This window comes from Burkholderia sp. Bp9012, from assembly GCF_003853825.1.
Taxonomy (GTDB): domain Bacteria; phylum Pseudomonadota; class Gammaproteobacteria; order Burkholderiales; family Burkholderiaceae; genus Burkholderia; species Burkholderia diffusa.
Genome location: NZ_QTQA01000008.1, coordinates 169,651 through 187,159, shown reverse-complemented (window position 1 = coordinate 187,159; position 17,509 = coordinate 169,651). Strand labels below are relative to the sequence as shown.

The 17,509-nt window shown below is 68.5% G+C and carries 14 protein-coding genes; 10 read left to right on the top strand and 4 right to left on the bottom strand.

Going from position 1 to position 17,509, the window contains the following annotated elements; all coding sequences use genetic code 11:
* Positions 1-197 precede the first annotated feature (197 nt).
* Positions 198-581, bottom strand: coding sequence for a VOC family protein (locus DIE11_RS13295; RefSeq protein WP_059508454.1), 384 nt, complete (start codon positions 579-581; stop codon positions 198-200).
* A gap of 99 nt (positions 582-680) precedes the next feature.
* Between DIE11_RS13295 and DIE11_RS13290 the strand changes: the two genes are divergently transcribed.
* Complete coding sequence (locus DIE11_RS13290; protein WP_124624660.1) at positions 681-1,328, top strand: ABATE domain-containing protein; 648 nt, start codon at positions 681-683, stop codon at positions 1,326-1,328.
* A 52-nt stretch (positions 1,329-1,380) separates the two neighbouring features.
* Here DIE11_RS13290 and prpR read toward each other — a convergent pair whose 3' ends face one another.
* Positions 1,381-3,360: a propionate catabolism operon regulatory protein PrpR gene (gene prpR / locus DIE11_RS13285; protein ID WP_059598929.1), complete on the bottom strand. Its 1,980-nt coding sequence runs from the start codon at positions 3,358-3,360 to the stop codon at positions 1,381-1,383.
* Positions 3,361-3,531: 171 nt separating this feature from the next.
* On the opposite strand from prpR, the gene prpB reads away from it, so the two are divergent.
* The 5 genes from prpB (at position 3,532) to DIE11_RS13255 (ending at position 11,032) form a co-directional block, all read left to right on the top strand.
* On the top strand, positions 3,532-4,425 hold the full coding sequence (gene prpB, locus DIE11_RS13280) for a methylisocitrate lyase (RefSeq protein ID WP_059598930.1): 894 nt from the start codon (positions 3,532-3,534) through the stop codon (positions 4,423-4,425).
* 115 nt (positions 4,426-4,540) lie between these two features.
* Positions 4,541-5,713, top strand: a complete 1,173-nt coding sequence (gene prpC, locus DIE11_RS13275; RefSeq protein ID WP_059598931.1) for a 2-methylcitrate synthase — start codon at positions 4,541-4,543, stop codon at positions 5,711-5,713.
* An 83-nt stretch (positions 5,714-5,796) separates the two neighbouring features.
* Positions 5,797-8,391, top strand: coding sequence for a Fe/S-dependent 2-methylisocitrate dehydratase AcnD (gene acnD, locus DIE11_RS13270; protein ID WP_124624464.1), 2,595 nt, complete (start codon positions 5,797-5,799; stop codon positions 8,389-8,391).
* Between the two features lie 26 nt (positions 8,392-8,417).
* The gene (gene prpF / locus DIE11_RS13265) at positions 8,418-9,608 is read left to right on the top strand and encodes a 2-methylaconitate cis-trans isomerase PrpF (RefSeq protein ID WP_124624462.1); all 1,191 of its coding nucleotides are present in this window, start codon (positions 8,418-8,420) and stop codon (positions 9,606-9,608) included.
* A gap of 371 nt (positions 9,609-9,979) precedes the next feature.
* Positions 9,980-11,032 carry a CaiB/BaiF CoA-transferase family protein gene (locus DIE11_RS13255; protein WP_124624460.1) on the top strand — a complete coding sequence of 351 codons (1,053 nt, stop codon included), beginning with the start codon at positions 9,980-9,982 and terminating at the stop codon, positions 11,030-11,032.
* A gap of 274 nt (positions 11,033-11,306) precedes the next feature.
* Here DIE11_RS13255 and DIE11_RS13250 read toward each other — a convergent pair whose 3' ends face one another.
* Positions 11,307-11,750, bottom strand: coding sequence for a PaaI family thioesterase (locus tag DIE11_RS13250; protein WP_124624457.1), 444 nt, complete (start codon positions 11,748-11,750; stop codon positions 11,307-11,309).
* A 271-nt stretch (positions 11,751-12,021) separates the two neighbouring features.
* On the opposite strand from DIE11_RS13250, the gene DIE11_RS13245 reads away from it, so the two are divergent.
* Positions 12,022-13,650 (top strand): methyl-accepting chemotaxis protein, encoded by a 1,629-nt coding sequence (locus DIE11_RS13245; protein WP_124624454.1) that lies wholly within the window; start codon positions 12,022-12,024, stop codon positions 13,648-13,650.
* Here the strand turns inward: DIE11_RS13245 and DIE11_RS13240 are convergent.
* Positions 13,623-14,732: an AGE family epimerase/isomerase gene (locus DIE11_RS13240; RefSeq protein WP_124624451.1), complete on the bottom strand. Its 1,110-nt coding sequence runs from the start codon at positions 14,730-14,732 to the stop codon at positions 13,623-13,625. The two genes, DIE11_RS13245 and DIE11_RS13240, sit on opposite strands and share 28 nt — an antisense overlap.
* A gap of 105 nt (positions 14,733-14,837) precedes the next feature.
* On the opposite strand from DIE11_RS13240, the gene DIE11_RS13235 reads away from it, so the two are divergent.
* The 3 genes from DIE11_RS13235 (at position 14,838) to DIE11_RS36295 (ending at position 17,399) form a co-directional block, all read left to right on the top strand.
* Positions 14,838-15,536: an MgtC/SapB family protein gene (locus tag DIE11_RS13235; protein WP_124624448.1), complete on the top strand. Its 699-nt coding sequence runs from the start codon at positions 14,838-14,840 to the stop codon at positions 15,534-15,536.
* Between the two features lie 104 nt (positions 15,537-15,640).
* Positions 15,641-17,068 carry a flagellar hook-length control protein FliK gene (locus tag DIE11_RS13230; RefSeq protein WP_124624445.1) on the top strand — a complete coding sequence of 476 codons (1,428 nt, stop codon included), beginning with the start codon at positions 15,641-15,643 and terminating at the stop codon, positions 17,066-17,068.
* A 175-nt stretch (positions 17,069-17,243) separates the two neighbouring features.
* Positions 17,244-17,399: a hypothetical protein gene (locus DIE11_RS36295; protein ID WP_170296432.1), complete on the top strand. Its 156-nt coding sequence runs from the start codon at positions 17,244-17,246 to the stop codon at positions 17,397-17,399.
* The last annotated feature ends 110 nt before the right edge of the window (positions 17,400-17,509 follow it).

The following is a 17,509-nucleotide window of genomic DNA, read 5'->3' as shown; positions in this document are numbered from 1 at the left end:
GCCAGTGGGCGGCGCGGGCCGGATCGCGGGCGCAATCGACCGCAACCCGGCCGCCCTCCGACCGTCCGCTCGGCCACTGGCGTGATTGCTCGCGGTGGCCGCCGCGAACCGGCAATCGATGCAGCAAAGACAAGGGCCCGATTCCGCGCGTTGCGGAATCGGGCCCTTGTCGTTCACCCGTGTCGGTGCGAACCGGATCAGACGACGTTGTCCAGCTCGCAATGGGCTTCGAGCCGATACCCGTCGGGATCGACGACGAATGCCGCGTAATAGCCGGGGCCGTAGTGCTCGCGCTTGCCCGGCCCGCCATTGTCCTGTCCGCCGTGCTGCAGCGCGGCGCGATAGAACGCATCGACTTCCACGGGCGACGAGGCGCGAAACGACACGTGCAACCCTGAATCGGGATCGGCGACGACCGGACGCGCCGCGTGCTGCAACCACAGCACCGGTTCGCTGGTGCCGTAGCCGAGGGATCCGTCGTCGCTGTACAGCCGCTTGTAGCCGAGCGCGCCGAGCGTGTTGTCGTAGAACGCGCGACTGCGGTCGATGTGGGCAACGCCGAACGAAAGGTGATCGATCATCTGTGGCTCCTTGAACTGAGGGGGGACGTCAGTGCAGCAAACCTTTTTTAACCACCATGCTGGTTATGTTAGAAAGCGTCCGGCCGCTTGTCAACCGGCATGGTGGTTAGATACGATCGCGTCATGAGCAAAACGCAACCTTCCGTCGCGACGGACTGCCTGGTTCCGGCACCGTCCGAAACGCTGAGCATCGATTTCGCGAACACGCTGTACTGGCGCGGCGCGGACGCGCCGACCGAAACCTTCGGCACGCTGGATGACCTGTTCACATGGTGCCGCGAGCAGGCGGGCATGCCGGCCGGCCTGGCCGACGTATGTCGTGCACAAGTGAAGGAGAAGGAGAGCGAGCCGGCGACGCTGGCGCGCGCGCTCGCGTTACGCGAGGCGCTGTATCGGCTCTTTCACGCGCAGGCCGAGCGGCGCGAGCCGCAAGCCGACGATCTCGCGCTGCTGGGCGGTTTTCTGGCGGAAGCGGCGCCGCGCGTCGCGCTCGCGCGAATCGACGGCGGCTACGCGTGGCGGATCGGGGCAGCGGACGCGACGCTCGCGAGGTTGCTGAGCCCGGTGCTGTGGTCGGCGACGGACCTGCTGGGCGGCGCGCGGCTCGCGAAGGTCAAGCGCTGCGCGAACGACGCATGCCAGTGGCTGTTCATCGACGACAGCAAGAACGGCAGCCGTCGCTGGTGCTCGATGTCTTCGTGCGGGAATCGCGCGAAGGCTTACCGCCACTATCACAAGGCCGATTGACGGCGGCGCGCGTCCGGCGCGTCATTACCTGCCGCACCTGTCTCGCCCGAACCTATTTCGCCGACAACTTCCGCCACAGCGTCGTCTTGCTGATGCCGAGCATCGCGCACGCGCGATCGCGATCGCCGCCGCACGCGTCGAGCACCGCGCGGATCTCGTCGGCTTCGGCGCGGCGGCGGCGCGCGTGGAGTGTCTGCGCGTCGTCGGTGTCGGTCGAGTCCGGCGGCGCGGCGAACAACTCGGGCGCGATCGCCTGCAGCGCATCGGGGGTGAGCGCCGCGCATGAGGCGCCCGGATGCGCGTCGACTTCCTCGGCCAGTTCCACCGCGATCCGCTCGACCACGTTCTGCAGTTCCCGCACGTTGCCGGGCCATCGGTAGCGAGCGAGCGTCGCCTGCGTCGCGTCGAGCACGCGCACCGCATCGCCGACCTCGCGCACGCGTTCGGCCAGCCGCGGCTCGCGCCGCGCGGCCTGCACGAGCAGCGTGGCCGCGAGCGCCGGAATGTCGGTGGCGCGCTCGCGCAGCGGCGGCAGGCCAATGTTCAGGATGTTGAGCCGGTAATACAGGTCCGCGCGGAACGTGCCGTCCTCGACGGCCGCGAGCAGCGGGCGGTGCGTCGCGGCGATCACGCGCACGTCGATGCGGATCGGCTCGGTCGAGCCGAGGCGGATCACCTCGCGCTCCTGCAGCACGCGCAGCAGCCGGCTCTGCAGCGACGGCGGCATTTCGCCGATCTCGTCGAGAAACAGCGTGCCGCGGTGCGCGGCTTCGAACAGGCCGGTCTTGCCGCCGCGCCGCGCGCCGGTGAACGCGCCTTCCTCGTAACCGAACAGCTCGCTCTCGAGCAGCGCCTCCGGAAACGCGCCGCAGTTGATCGCGACGAACGGATAGCTGTGCCGCACGGACAGCGCGTGCAGGCTCTGCGCGATCATCTCCTTGCCGGTGCCGCTTTCGCCGAGCACGAGGACGGTCGCGTCGGATTTCGCGTAGCGCCGCACGAGATCGCGCACGCGCGCCATCGGCGCGGACGCGCCGATCACGTCGTCGAGCGTGTAGCGCGCCGCGAACTGCTGCGTGTTCGGCTGCGAGCGCAGCGCGCGGTCGAGCCGTTCGACCGCGCGCGATTCCTGGAACGTCAGCACGCTGCCCGACGTCACGCCGCGATCGACGAGCGGCCCGCGATGCACGACGTAGCGCACGCCGCGCACGGTCGCAAGCGCGTCGCCGTCCTCGCCGCGCAGCGTGCGCAACTCCGGGCGCAGGTCGACCAGCGCGCGGCCGACGGCCGCCGCGGGTTCGACCCCGAGCGCCGACGCGAGCCGTTCGTTGATGGCTTCGACGCGACCGCGCGCATCGAGCGCGACCACGCCGTCGCGCAGATGCTGCAACAGGTTGTCGAGCCGCTGGCGGCGAAACGCCTCGGCGTGCGTCGCGTACGCGACTTCGAGCGCCGTCTCGACCGCCTGGCGCACCGACGCGTGCGAATACAGGAACACGGCGCCCATGCCGGCGCTCGCCGCGAGATCGGTGACGAGGCCGGGGCCGACGATCGTCTCGATGCCGCGGTCGTGCAGGTCGTGCACGCAGGCTTCCGCTTCCTGCGCGGACTGATATGACGCAAACTGCACGTCGAGGCCGTAAGCGGCGACGAAGCGACGCACTTCGGGCGGCGTCTCGCCGGCGCTGACGAGCGCGATCCGCGTGGCATCGCGCCGTGCGCGCGCGAGCGCCTGCATCACGTCGAAGCCGGTCGGCGACACGACCACGACCGGCACCTGCGCACGCGTTTTCAGGAAGCCGCCGTTCGAGCCGGCCGCGACGATCACGTCGGGCCGCGCGGTGCCGGCCTCCGCGATCGCGCTCAACGCATCTTCGTACGCGCGCGTGACGATGCGCACGTCGGCACGCTCGTCGAATTCGCCGGCGATCTCGCGAAACAGGTCGCGCAGGCGGCTGATGCCCATCGCCCAGATGCGCGGGCGAACGGTGCGGTCGGCCGGGCCGACGGGCTTGGTCGAGGAGAGGTCCATGGCGATCGATTATGCGCGCGGGATTTCATTTCTGAAACATGAAATTGCCGAATTGAAATCACCGGACGATTCATCGCATGTGCCGGTTGCTTAAGAATCAGTGGGTTAGCGGTGTTTCGCGAGCTGGCCCGGTCCTTGCTGTTTGATGGGCATTCCTTCAGGAGGCCGTTCATGAGCAACACGCATCTTCAGAGCGCCGGCGCGAAATTCCGCGCGGCAGTCGCGGCCGAGCAGCCGCTGCAGGTGGTCGGCGCGATTACCGCGTATGCAGCCAAGATGGCGCAGGCCGTCGGCTTCAAGGCCGTCTACCTGTCGGGTGGCGGCGTCGCCGCGAATTCGCTCGGCATCCCCGATCTCGGCATCAGCACGATGGAAGACGTGCTGATCGACGCGAACCGGATCACCAACGCGACCGACCTGCCGCTGCTGGTCGACATCGACACGGGCTGGGGCGGCGCGTTCAACATCGCGCGCACGGTCCGTTCGTTCATCAAGGCCGGCGTCGCGGCCGTCCACCTCGAGGACCAGGTCGGCCAGAAGCGTTGCGGCCACCGTCCGGGCAAGGAAGTCGTGCCGACCGACGAAATGGTCGATCGCGTGAAGGCCGCGGTCGATGCGCGCACCGACGACCAGTTCGTGATCATGGCCCGCACCGACGCGGCCGCCGCCGAAGGGATCGACGCCGCGATCGAGCGCGCGATCGCATACGTGGAAGCCGGCGCCGACATGATCTTCCCGGAAGCGATGAAGACGCTCGACGACTACCGCCGCTTCAAGGCCGCCGTGAAGGTGCCGATCCTCGCGAACCTGACCGAATTCGGCTCGACGCCGCTGTTCACGCTCGACGAGTTGCGCGAGGCGAACGTCGACATCGCGCTGTACTGCTGCGGCGCCTATCGCGCGATGAACAAGGCCGCGCTGAATTTCTACGAGACGTTGCGTCGCGACGGCACGCAGAAGGCTGCGGTGCCGACCATGCAGACCCGCGCCGAGCTGTACGACTTCCTCGGCTATCACGAATACGAGCGCAAGCTCGACGAACTGTTCGCGCAGGGCAAGAAGTAACGCGGCCCGCGCGCCGGGACACGGTTCCCGGAATGCTTTGCATGAAGCCGGAACGCGCGCACCCGCGCCGCGCCCGGCCGACATGACACCCCGATACCCATTGGAGAATCGAAACATGAGCGAGACGAAAGACGCAGCAGCACCGGCCGCCGCAGGCGCATTCAAGCCGAAGAAGTCGGTGGCGCTGTCGGGCGTGACGGCCGGCAACACGGCGCTGTGCACGGTCGGCAAGACCGGCAACGACCTCCACTACCGCGGCTACGACATTCTCGACGTCGCCGAATCGTGCGAGTTCGAGGAAATCGCGCACCTGCTCGTGCACGGCACGCTGCCGAACCTGACCGAACTGGCCGCGTACAAGACCAAGCTGCGCGCGCTGCGCGGCCTGCCGAACGCGCTGAAGGCCGCGCTCGAGCAGATCCCGGCATCGGCCCACCCGATGGACGTGATGCGCACCGGCGTGTCGGTGCTCGGCACCGTGCTGCCCGAGAAGGACGATCACAACCTGCCGGGCGCGCGCGACATCGCCGACCGCCTGATGGCGTCGCTCGGCTCGATGCTGCTGTACTGGTATCACTTCTCGCACAACGGCAAGCGCATCGAGACGGAAACCGACGACGACTCGATCGGCGGCCACTTCCTGCACCTGCTGCACGGCAAGACGCCGTCGAAGTCGTGGGTCGACGCGATGCACACGTCGCTGATCCTGTACGCGGAGCACGAGTTCAACGCATCGACGTTCACCGGCCGCGTGATCGCGGGCACGGGCTCGGACATCTATTCGGCGATCACCGGCGCGATCGGTGCGCTGCGCGGGCCGAAGCATGGCGGCGCGAACGAAGTCGCGTATGAAATCCAGAGCCGCTACAGCTCGCCGGACGACGCCGAAGCCGATATCCGCCGCCGCGTCGAGAACAAGGAAGTCGTGATCGGCTTCGGCCATCCGGTCTACACGATCTCCGATCCGCGCAACAAGGTGATCAAGGGCGTCGCACACAAGCTGTCGAAGGAAGCGGGCGACCTGAAGCTGTACGGCATCGCCGAGCGCCTCGAGTCGGTGATGTGGGAAGCGAAGAAGATGTTCCCGAACCTCGACTGGTTCAGCGCCGTGTCGTATCACATGATGGGCGTGCCGACCGCGATGTTCACGCCGCTGTTCGTGATCTCGCGCACGTCCGGCTGGAGCGCGCACATCATCGAGCAGCGCATCGACAACAAGATCATCCGCCCGAGCGCGAACTACACGGGTCCGGAAGACCTGCAGTTCGTGCCGATCGAGAAGCGCTGAAACGCCTGCCGCTCGCGCCGGCGCCCGTGATGCGGGTTTGCCGGCGCGCGCGGAACGTCTTACCCCGATTTCCGCCCCACATCATGAATACCGCCTACCGCAAACCCCTGCCCGGCACGTCGCTGGACTTCTTCGACGCGCGTGCCGCGGTCGAAGCGATCGCCCCCGGCGCGTACGATACGCTGCCGTACACGTCGCGCGTGCTCGCCGAAAACCTCGTGCGCCGCTGCGATCCGGCAATCCTCGCCGATTCGCTGAAGCAGATCATCGAGCGCAAGCGCGAACGCGACTTCCCGTGGTTCCCGGCGCGCGTGGTGTGCCACGACATCCTGGGCCAGACGGCGCTCGTCGACCTCGCGGGCCTGCGCGACGCGATCGCCGAGCGCGGCGGCGACCCGGCGAAGGTGAATCCGGTCGTGCCCGTGCAGCTGATCGTCGACCACTCGCTCGCCGTCGAGTGCGGCGGCTTCGATCCGGACGCGTTCGCGAAGAACCGCGCGATCGAGGATCGCCGCAACGAGGATCGTTTCCACTTCATCGAATGGACCAAGCAGTCGTTCGAGAACGTCGACGTGATCCCGCCGGGTAACGGCATCATGCACCAGATCAACCTGGAGAAGATGTCGCCGGTGATCCAGGCGCAGGATGGCGTGGCGTATCCGGACACCTGCGTCGGCACCGACAGCCACACGCCGCACGTCGACGCGCTCGGCGTGATCGCGATCGGCGTGGGCGGGCTGGAGGCGGAGAACGTGATGCTCGGCCGCGCATCGTGGATGCGCCTGCCCGACATCGTCGGCGTCGAACTGACCGGCAAGCGCCAGCCCGGCATCACCGCGACCGACATCGTGCTCGCGCTGACCGAATTCCTGCGCAAGGAAAAGGTGGTCGGCGCGTACCTGGAATTCCGCGGTGCGGGCGCGGCGAGCCTCACGCTCGGCGACCGTGCGACGATCTCGAACATGGCGCCCGAATACGGCGCGACGGCCGCGATGTTCTTCATCGACGGCCAGACGACCGACTATCTGCGCCTCACCGGCCGCAGCGACGAGCAGGTTAAGCTCGTCGAGACCTACGCGAAGGCAGCGGGCCTGTGGGCCGACACGCTGAACGGCGCGCAGTACGAGCGCACGCTGACGTTCGACCTGTCGAGCGTGGTGCGCAACATGGCCGGCCCGTCGAACCCGCACAAGCGGCTGCCGACATCCGACCTCGCCGCGCGCGGCATCGCCGGCCAGTGGGAAGAGAAGCCGGGCGAGATGCCCGACGGCGCGGTGATCATCGCGGCGATCACGAGCTGCACGAACACCAGCAACCCGCGCAACGTGATCGCCGCGGCCCTGCTCGCACGCAACGCGAACGCGAAGGGCCTCACGCGCAAGCCGTGGGTGAAGAGCTCGCTCGCGCCGGGCTCGAAGGCGGTCGAGCTGTATCTGGAAGAAGCGAACCTGCTGCCGGAACTCGAGAAGCTCGGCTTCGGCATCGTCGCGTTCGCGTGCACGACCTGCAACGGGATGTCGGGCGCGCTCGATCCGAAGATCCAGCAGGAGATCGTCGATCGCGACCTGTACGCGACCGCCGTGCTGTCCGGCAACCGCAACTTCGACGGCCGCATCCATCCGTATGCGAAGCAGGCGTTCCTCGCGTCGCCGCCGCTCGTCGTCGCGTATGCCATCGCCGGCACGATTCGCTTCGACATCGAGAAGGACGCGCTCGGCCACGATCAGGACGGCAAGCCCGTCACGCTGAAGGACATCTGGCCGACCGACGAGGAGATCGACGCGATCGTCGCATCGAGCGTGAAGCCCGAGCAGTTCCGCAAGGTCTACGAACCGATGTTCGCGCGCAGCGCGGATGCGGGCGAGCGTGCGGCGCCGCTGTACGACTGGCGTCCGCAAAGCACGTACATCCGCCGTCCGCCGTACTGGGAAGGCGCGCTGGCCGGCGAGCGCACGCTCAAGGGCATGCGCCCGCTCGCGGTGCTCGGCGACAACATCACGACCGACCACCTGTCGCCGTCGAACGCGATCATGGCGAACAGCGCGGCCGGCGAATACCTCGCGAAGATGGGCCTGCCGGAAGAAGACTTCAACTCGTACGCGACGCACCGGGGAGACCACCTGACCGCACAGCGCGCGACCTTCGCGAATCCGACGCTCGTCAACGAGATGGCGGTCGTCGACGGCGTGGTGAAGAAGGGCTCGCTCGCGCGTGTGGAGCCGGAAGGCAAGGTCATGCGGATGTGGGAAGCGATCGAGACGTACATGAATCGCAAGCAGCCGCTGATCGTCGTCGCCGGCGCCGACTACGGCCAGGGCTCGTCGCGCGACTGGGCCGCGAAGGGTGTGCGGCTCGCGGGCGTCGAGGCGATCGTCGCCGAGGGCTTCGAGCGGATCCACCGCACGAACCTGATCGGGATGGGCGTGCTGCCGCTCGAGTTCAAGCCGGGCACGAATCGCGCAACGCTCGGCATCGACGGCACCGAGACCTTCGACGTGATCGGCGAGCGCACGCCGCGCGCCGATCTCACGCTCGTGATTCACCGCAAGAACGGCGAGCGTATCGCGGTGCCGGTGACGTGCCGGCTCGATACGGCCGAGGAAGTGTCGATCTACGACGCGGGCGGCGTGCTGCAGCGTTTCGCGCAGGACTTCCTCGAATCGTCGCAGGCTGCCTGACCGGGTCACACAGGGACAACGCAAACATGGCTCACATTCCTCAAATCAGGATTCCGGCGACGTACATCCGCGGCGGCACCAGCAAGGGCGTGTTCTTCCGGCTGCAGGATCTGCCGGACGCCGCGCAGGCGCCGGGCGCCGCACGCGACGCGCTGCTGCTGCGCGTGATCGGCAGCCCCGATCCGTACGGCAAGCAGATCGACGGGATGGGTGGCGCGACGTCGTCGACCAGCAAGACGGTGATCGTGTCGAAGAGCACGCGGCCCGGTCACGACGTCGACTACCTGTTCGGGCAGGTCTCGATCGATCGCGCGTTCGTCGACTGGACCGGCAACTGCGGCAACCTGTCGGCGGCCGTCGGCCCGTTCGCGATCAGCGGTGGCCTCGTCGATGCGTCGCGCGTGCCGCGCGACGGCATCGCGACCGTGCGTATCTGGCAGGCGAACATCGGCAAGACGATCGTCGCGCACGTACCGATCACGAACGGCGCGGTGCAGGAGACGGGCGATTTCGAGCTGGACGGCGTCACGTTTCCGGCCGCCGAAGTGCAGCTCGAGTTCATGGACCCGGCCGCCGAGGAAGAAGGCTCGGGCGGCTCGATGTTCCCGACCGGCAACCTCGTCGACGACCTCGTCGTGCCGGGCATCGGCACGCTGAAGGCGACCATGATCAACGCGGGGATTCCGACCATCTTCGTCGAGGCCGAGGCGATCGGCTATACGGGCACGGAGTTGCAGGACGCGATCAACGGCGACGCGAAGGCGCTCGAGAAGTTCGAGACGATCCGCGCGCATGGCGCGCTGCGCATGGGCCTGATCGACACGCTCGACGAGATCGCGACGCGTCAGCACACGCCCAAGGTCGCGTTCGTCGCGAAGCCGGCCGATTACGTCGCGTCGAGCGGCAAGCGCGTGAATGCGGGTGACGTCGACCTGCTGGTGCGGGCGATGTCGATGGGCAAGCTGCACCACGCGATGATGGGCACGGCGGCGGTCGCGATCGGCACGGCTGCGGCGATTCCCGGCACGCTCGTCAACCTGGCGGCGGGCGGCGGTGAACGCAACGCGGTGCGCTTCGGCCATCCATCGGGCACGCTGCGCGTCGGCGCGGAAGCCCGGCTCGAAAATGGCGAATGGACCGTCACGAAGGCGATCATGAGCCGCAGCGCGCGCGTGCTGATGGAAGGCTGGGTGCGGGTGCCGGGGGATGCGTTCTGAGTGTGTCGCGGTTCGCGCGCGCAACCCTGCAGTGCTGAAACGGACCGATCCCTGCGAAGCGGACCTGCTGCGCAGGGATTTTTCGTTTGGCGCACGTGTGATGACGGCAATTCGCGACGCAATGCGTTGCATCGGTGACCGTGCCGGCGCGTTGAAGCGCATTGCGGTCATGATGCACGGGGGGCGCGCTGGCTTGAGTCATCGCGGATCGACCGCAACGGATGGGGCCGGCGTAAGTGCTAAGGCGCTAACGCTGGTCGACCGCGAAGCATGGGACCAGCGTAAGCGCTAAAGCACGAACGCTGGTCGACCGCGAAGCATGGGACCAGCGTAAGCGCTAAAGCGCTAACGCTGGTCGACAGGAGAATCGTATGTCGCTTGGTGTCCCGCTTTCCGGCGTCCACATCGTCGAATTCGAAGGCCTCGGCCCCGGCCCGCTCGCGGGCTGGATGCTCGCCGGGATGGGGGCGCGCATCACGCTGATCGCGCGTCCCGCGGGCCGCACCAGCGCGCCGGACGCGCTGCAGGGCCGCGACGGCGACCTGCTGCGCGAAGGCAAGACGATCGTCGAACTCGATCTGAAGACGCCGGCCGGCCGCGACGCGGCGCTCGCGCTGATCGCGCAGGCCGACGCGCTGATCGAGGGGCTGCGGCCCGGTGTGATGGAGCGCCTCGGTCTCGGCCCGGACGATTGCGCACGCGACAATCCGAAGCTCGTGTACGGACGGATGACGGGCTGGGGCCAGGACGGACCGCTCGCGACGGCCGCCGGGCACGACCTGAACTACGTCGCGCTGACGGGGCTGCTGTCGCTGTCCGCGCCGCGCGACGGCCGGCCGGGCGTGCCGCCGACCGTCGTCGGCGATGCCGGCGGCGCGCTCGGGCTCGCATTCGGGATCATCTGCGCGCTGTTCGACGTGCGCGGCGGCGGCCCGGGGCGCGTGGTCGACGGCGCGATCGTCGACATCGTGTCGATGCTCGGCTCGCTCGCGCTGTGGGCGCGCGCGAACGGGCAGCTCGATGGCACGCAGCCGAGCCTCTTCCACGATGCGCCGTTTTACGACGTGTATCGCTGCGCGGACGGCGAATGCGTGACGATCGGTGCGCTGGAGCCGCCGTTCTACGCGCTGCTGGTCGAGCGGCTCGGGTTGACCGACGTCGATCCGGCGTCGCAGTACGATCGCGCACGCTGGCCGGCGCTGAAGGCGCGTTTTGCCGACGTGTTCGCGCAGCAGCCGTCAGCGCACTGGCGCGCGCTGCTCGAAGGCACCGACGTGTGTTTCGCGCCGGTGCTGAGCGTGGCCGACGCGGTCGAGCATCCGCACAATGCGGCGCGCGGGATTTACCGCACCGACGCGAGCGGTAACGTTCGGGCGCGCGTGGCGCCGCGGTTTCTGCCGTTGAAAGCGGGCACCGCGGAATAGGTCGGCCGAAGCGTCGATCCGCGGATTCGGTTCGACACGACCCGTTCAAATCCCGGCTTGCCGGGCGGATCGAGCGGAAGTGATCGTGCTGGACGTCGCAGTCGGTCGCCGTGATCGCGACGCCGTCTATCGCTGCCGCGATGAAGCGATGGAACCGGACGGTGCGCGTCGCGCGTGCCGCGGCTGGTGGTTGCGATGTCGCATCACAGGCACGGGGCGCGATCGTCAGGACGACGCCGGCAGGTAATCCGATGGCCTTTGCGTCCGCGACAATTCACGCCGTTTCCTCCGGCGCATCCGGCATCTTGCCGTCGCCGACGCGATTGATCGTGCCTTGCGCGATCGCGACGAGCCGCTCGTGATCGCCGTCGATGACGAACACATGACACTGGCAGGTCGCCTGGTGCCGTCCCGCGTAGACGACCTTCGCTCGCGCGACGAGCGTGCCGTTCACGGCGGGCCGCAGGTAGTTGATCTTGTATTCGGCGGTGATGACGCGCGGGCCGAGCACGAGCGCGCCAGCGAACGTCAGCGCGTTGTCGGCGAGGTAGCCGATCACGCCGCCGTGCACGAAGCCGTGCTGCTGCCGCAGTTCTTCCCGCACGGGCAGGCACAGCGACACTTCGTTGTCGCCGATATGCATCAGCTCCGTGCCCAGCAGCATGCTGAACGGTTGCGCGCGCAATGCGCCGCGCGCGTGGTCCGTGATGTTCGTCATCGACTGCCCTCGCAATGCGTGTCCGCTTGCGCTGAACTCTAGGAAGGGGGCTGCGGATAAGCAAGGAAATTCGTCCGCATTTCGCACAATGGCCGGCGCGATGCGACGCGATTATTGCGTCGAACGCGCACATTGTTCTCGTTTGCTGGCGATTCGACGGGACTGGCGGGTCTCGGCCGGCCGCTTCTCACCCGCATTCCTAAAGTCCGACGAAGAAATGCCGCTAATGCCGGGGCATTGCTCCATCGTCGCCTTTCCAGGAATCTCCCCCATGTTCGGAAAAATCAAGCTCGCGTCGGGTCTGCTCGGCGTGTTGACCGTGTTTTGCCTCTTTCTGTTCGCGATCGAGGCACTCGGCTTCTGGGCGCTCGCATCGACGCGCAGCGGCGTCGACGATCTGTCGAACGTCGCGATCGGGCAGGTCGACGCGGCCAGCCAGGCGACCGAGCGCCTGCTCGACGCACGCGTGAACCTGTCGCGCGCGGGCACGCGGATGGTACGCGGCGGCCCGAAGCCCGACGAGATCATCCGCCATGCCAGCGCGTCGCTCGCCGAAGCGGACAAGGCGTTCTCCGCGCTGACGGCCGCGCAGGCCGTCGACGCGACGAACCGCGCGCGCGTAGCCGCGCTCGCCGAGCGCTATCGCGCGCTGCGCGGCGCGCTGGGCGAACTCGTGCAGTTCCTCGACGCCGACAACATCCAGGCGTTCCTCGACCAGCCGACACAGGGTTTCCAGGACGCGTACCTCGCCGAGCTGCACCGCTTCGCCGACTACGGCGCCGCGTCGAGCCGCGACGCGCTCGCCACGATCGATAGCGGGATTCAGTGGTTCAAGTGGGTCGGCATCGTGCTGCTGGCGGCGATGCTCGCGGCGAGCGCGGCGATTTACGCTGCCGCGCGGCGCGCGGTGGTCGCGCCGCTGGACGAAGCCGGCCGCCATTTCGAGCGCATCGCGCAGGGCCGGCTCGACGAAGCCGTGCGGGCAGGCGGCGTGTTCGAGATCGACCGGATGTTGCGCGGCCTTGCCGCGATGCAGGCGAGCATCGCTAACACCGTGCGCACCGTGCGTCACGCGTCCGATGCGATCCACCTCGGCGCGGGCGAGATCGCCGGCGGCAACGCGGACCTGTCGGCGCGCACGGGCACCCAGGCCGCGTCGCTCGAGCAAACCGCCGCGAGCATGGAGGAACTGACCGCGACCGTCCGCCAGAACACCGACAGCGCGCGTGCGGCCAGCGCGCTGGCCGACGCGGCGCTCGACGCGACGCGTCACGGCGGCGGCGTGGTCGACAGCGTGATCGACCGGATGCGGGCCATCGCCCAAAGCTCCGGGCGCATCGCGGAGATCATCTCGGTGATCGACGGCATCGCATTCCAGACCAACATCCTCGCGCTGAACGCGGCGGTCGAGGCCGCGCGGGCCGGCGAGCAGGGCCGCGGCTTCGCGGTGGTCGCCGGCGAAGTGCGCTCGCTCGCGCAGCGCAGCGCGCAATCGGCGAAGGAGATCAAGGCGCTGATCGAGGAGTCGGTCACGCAGATCGACGGCGGCTCGGAACTCGTCGAACGGGCGGGCGACGCGATGCGGACGGTATCGGCGTCGATCACGCGGGTCGTGCAGACCATGTCGGAGATCACGGCCGCGTCGGTCGAGCAGAGCGTCGGCATCGAGCAGGTCAATCAGGCGGTCACGCAGATGGACCAGTTGACGCAGCAGAACGCGGCGCTGGTGGAGGAAGTCGCGGCGGCGGCCGCGTCGCTGAACGACCAGACCGCGCACCTGATGCAGGCGGTGTCGGTGTTCGAACTGGGCGACGCGCGCGCGGTTCGCGGTCTTCGCGACGAGCGCGCGTCGTCGTCGTTTGCCGACGCCGGTTACGAAACGGCGGGCAGCGCCGCGTAAGCTGTCGCGAGGTGGTAGGGCGTCGTCGACGGCATGTCGGCGCGCGACACCTGCCCGTCGGCCGTCTTGCACTCGAACCAGCCGCGCGGATGCAGGAAGCGCGCGGCGAAGCGCTCGATCTGCTGCGCGAGCGGCGCGGAGGCCGGCGTGCCGCCGTGCATGGCGAGCGCGCGCAGGTATTCGGTCTGCGCCCAGATCCGTTGCGTGCCGTCGATGCATGCGCCTTGCGCGTCGACTGCCGCACACACGGCGCCCGTGCGCGGATCGATCCCGTGCTGCTCGGCGAATGCGAACGCGCGCGCGAGTGCGTCGGGGAGCCCGGTTTGCGCGAGACGCGCGCCGGCCGCATCGACCAGATAGAACCATTCGAACTGATGGCCGGGCTCGAAGCGGTTGTCGGTCGCCCCGAGCGGCAGTTCGGCGATGCAGCCGGTCGACGTATCGACGAACGTGCGCTCGACGGCCTGCGCGGTGCGCAGGAGCGCATCGTCGAACGCCGCATCGCCGAATGCATCGGCGGCCGCAAGCCATGCTTCGGTCAAGTGCATCAACGGGTTCTGCAGCGCGCCGCTGCCCGATGACGAGAAATCGGCGTGACGCGCGGCGTCGAGCAGCGCGTCGCCCGGCTGCGGCGCGAAGCGGTCCTGGATCAGCGCGGCGGTGTCCTCGGCGACCGTGCGCGCCGCGGTGTCGCCCGACGCCGCATGCCATGCGGCGCACGCGAACACGACGAACGCATGCGTATAAAGGTCCTTGGTCGTGTCGAGCGGCGCGCCTTGTGCATCGACGCTGTAGAACCAGCCGCCGTGGCGCGGGTCGCGGAAGCGGCTGCACAGCGAGTCGAACAGCGTGGCCGCGTGCGTGGTGTGGCCGGCCTGCGCGAACACGAACAGTTGTCGCGCGCATGCCATTGCGCGATAACGGGTGACGGGCAGCGGTGCATGGGTGGCCGGATCGACGGCCTCGAACGGAAGCCGCAGCGTCTGGTCGAACCCTGAACCCTGCCAGATCGGCAGGATGACGTGCGCAAAATGGTCGCGCAATCGGGCGGCCTGGGCGGAAGCGGAATCGGGAACGGACATGGCGGGTTGAGCGCTTGGATCGAATTGAGTCGGCGCGGAGCGGCGCGGCCGGGGCCAAGGATAAACCATTCCGCGCGGCCGTCCTCAAAACAGGAGAGAAATCGGATGCTCGGCAACCTGGAACTCGTGATGCGGCTGGTTCTCGCGGCCGCGCTCGGCAGTGTCATCGGCTTCGAGCGGGAGCGCCTTTCGTGGGCGGCCGGCCTGCGCACGCACATGCTGGTCTGTGTCGGCTCGACGCTCATCATGATCGTGTCGGCGTTCGGTTTCGCCGATGTGCTGGGCAGCAGCGACCACATCGTGCTCGATCCGTCGCGGATCGCCGCGCAGGTGGTATCGGGCATCGGTTTCCTCGGCGCGGGCTCGATCCTGCTGCGCGGCGAGATCGTGCGCGGGCTGACGACCGCCGCGAGCCTGTGGTCGGTCGCCGCGATCGGCCTCGCGGTGGGCGGCGGACTGTACGTCGCGTCGATTTCCGCGACGATCATCATCCTGATCATCCTGGCCGGCATCAAGCCGCTCGAGCGGCGCTACTTCACGGTGCGGCAGCGGCGTCAGCTCGCGCTGACGGTGGTGGGCGGCGCGCTGACGTTCGATTCGCTGCATGCGGCCCTCGGCCCCGACAGCGCGCGCGTGAAGCAATTCATCGTGCAGCGCGCCGACGACACGGGCGAGCATGACGAGGTGCGCATCGCGCTCGGGCGCGTGTCGGATCTCGAATACCGCGCGATCTGCGACAAGCTGCGCGGGCTGTCGTGCGTCACGCGATTCGAGGAAGGCAACGGGTTGTCGGGCGACGAATAGACGGCATCCGATCGGCCGGATCGGCGATCGGTCATGCGACAATGGCCGGTCACTGATTCCGTTCGACATCCGGTTCCGCGTTCGCGGGCCTGTAATCCGACTCCATGACCGAATCCGTTTCCCTGCCTCGCTCCCGTTCCCGCTCCGACCGCTCGTCGGCCCGTTCGCGTCCGCGTTCCATCGCGGCCGCGGCAGACACCGCCGCCAGGGCCACCGCGCGCTCCGGCAACGCGACGGGCGGCGATGCGCCGCGGGACGAACGCACGCTCGACCTGTTCGGCGATCCGGTGCTCGAGCCGGCTGCGCGCGGGCCGGTGGCCTCGCACGATGACGGGGCGGCGGGTGCCGACACGGTGGCCGCCGTCGCGGACGGCGATGACGCCGGCCGGCAGGCGACGCTGGATGGGTTCGGTACGTCGGGCGCCGACGGCGGGGCGGTCGAGCCGGCGCCCGACGTTGCGAAAACGACGGAGTCTGCGCCGACGCGTGCAAACGGCGATGTGGCCGATGCCGATGTCGTGCGCGTGTCCGCTGCCGCTGCCGATGCCGATGCAACGAAGCTCGGCGCGGCGCGGCTGTCCGACGGTATCGCCGCGACTGCAGCCGGCGAGCCGGCAACCGACGGCAGCCAGATAAAGACGGGCAGTGTGGCGGAAGCCGGCGACACGGCCGGAACGCGCGCCGATCGTTCGACGGCGAATGCAGGGGCGGCGGAAGGTGCGGCCGATGCGGTCATCGGCGACCGACCGGCGAAAGCGGGCGGTGAGCCCGAAGGCGCCGCCGTGCCGGCCACACGCGACGAAGCAGCGCGGACGCCCGGCGAGCCCACGAAGGGGCGTCGCGCAGCTTCCGGTGGCAAGCGCCGTGTGGCCGCAGGCGCACGCGAAGCGGCAGCGGCGCGCGGCGCGCCGGAAGCGGTGGCCGTCGACGCGCAGTCGGAAGTGACCTCGGCGCAGCATCCTGCGCCATCAAGTGAGCCGTCGGCGACCGCCGAACCGGCGCAGCCCACGATTACCGCAGTTGCCGCGAGTGCCCGTGACGCCGCGCGGGCAGCCGCAGCGCCGGTCTCGCCATTCGTGCAGCCCGTTGCATCCGCGGCGTCGTTCGTGACGAAGCCGTCGGCGGATCGTGCGCAACCTGCCACGTCGAGCGCGTCGGCTATCGACCCCGACACGCAACTGCGCCCGCTGTCGGATCGGCTCGCCGCGCTGCAGGCCGAGACGGCCGGCATGAAGCAGGCGGCCGATCGCGAGATGCGGCGCGTCAACCGGCTGCTGCTGGCGCTGACGGTCGTCGTGTTCGCGGGGCTCGTCGCGCTGATGCTGCAAACGCGGCAGATCGCGCACCTGAAACAGGAAGTTGACGCCCGGCAGCAGCGGATCGACCGGCTGGCTGCCGACCTGTCGACGCAGCAGGCAACGCTGATGACGCTCGCGGAACACCACGAAGCGATGCTGTCGCAGGTCGACCGGCTGCAGCGCAATGCGAACCGCGAGACGGCGGCCGCGAAGCGTGTGCGTCGAGCGCATTAAATCGTCCGACCCTACCTGCAAACCCCGGCACGACAAGGCGCGTCGGGGCGGACCGTCGATCGGCGGTGGCGCGGGTGCGGCAAACTGATGCGGTGAGCTGGCGGAGTTCAGGGAAAACCCTTAGAATGGCATCCATCTACGGGAAAACCCTAGATCCATCTGTCAGGAGTCTCACATGAGCTTCATTCTTGCCCTGCTGCAAAAGATCGACGACCTGTTCGTCTCCCCGCACCTGCCGCTCGACGCGGAATATTCGTACGCTGCGCGTCACGCCGAAGCCGAGCGCGTGCGTCGTGCGAGCCTCGTGCCGATCGTCCTGTACCGTCGCTGATTCGCTGATTCGCTGATTCGCTGATTCGCTGATTCGCTGATTCGCTGATTCAGCGCGGCGCTCGTCGCCACTGCCTGCCCGTTTTCCACCGCCGCATCGCGCGCCGGTGC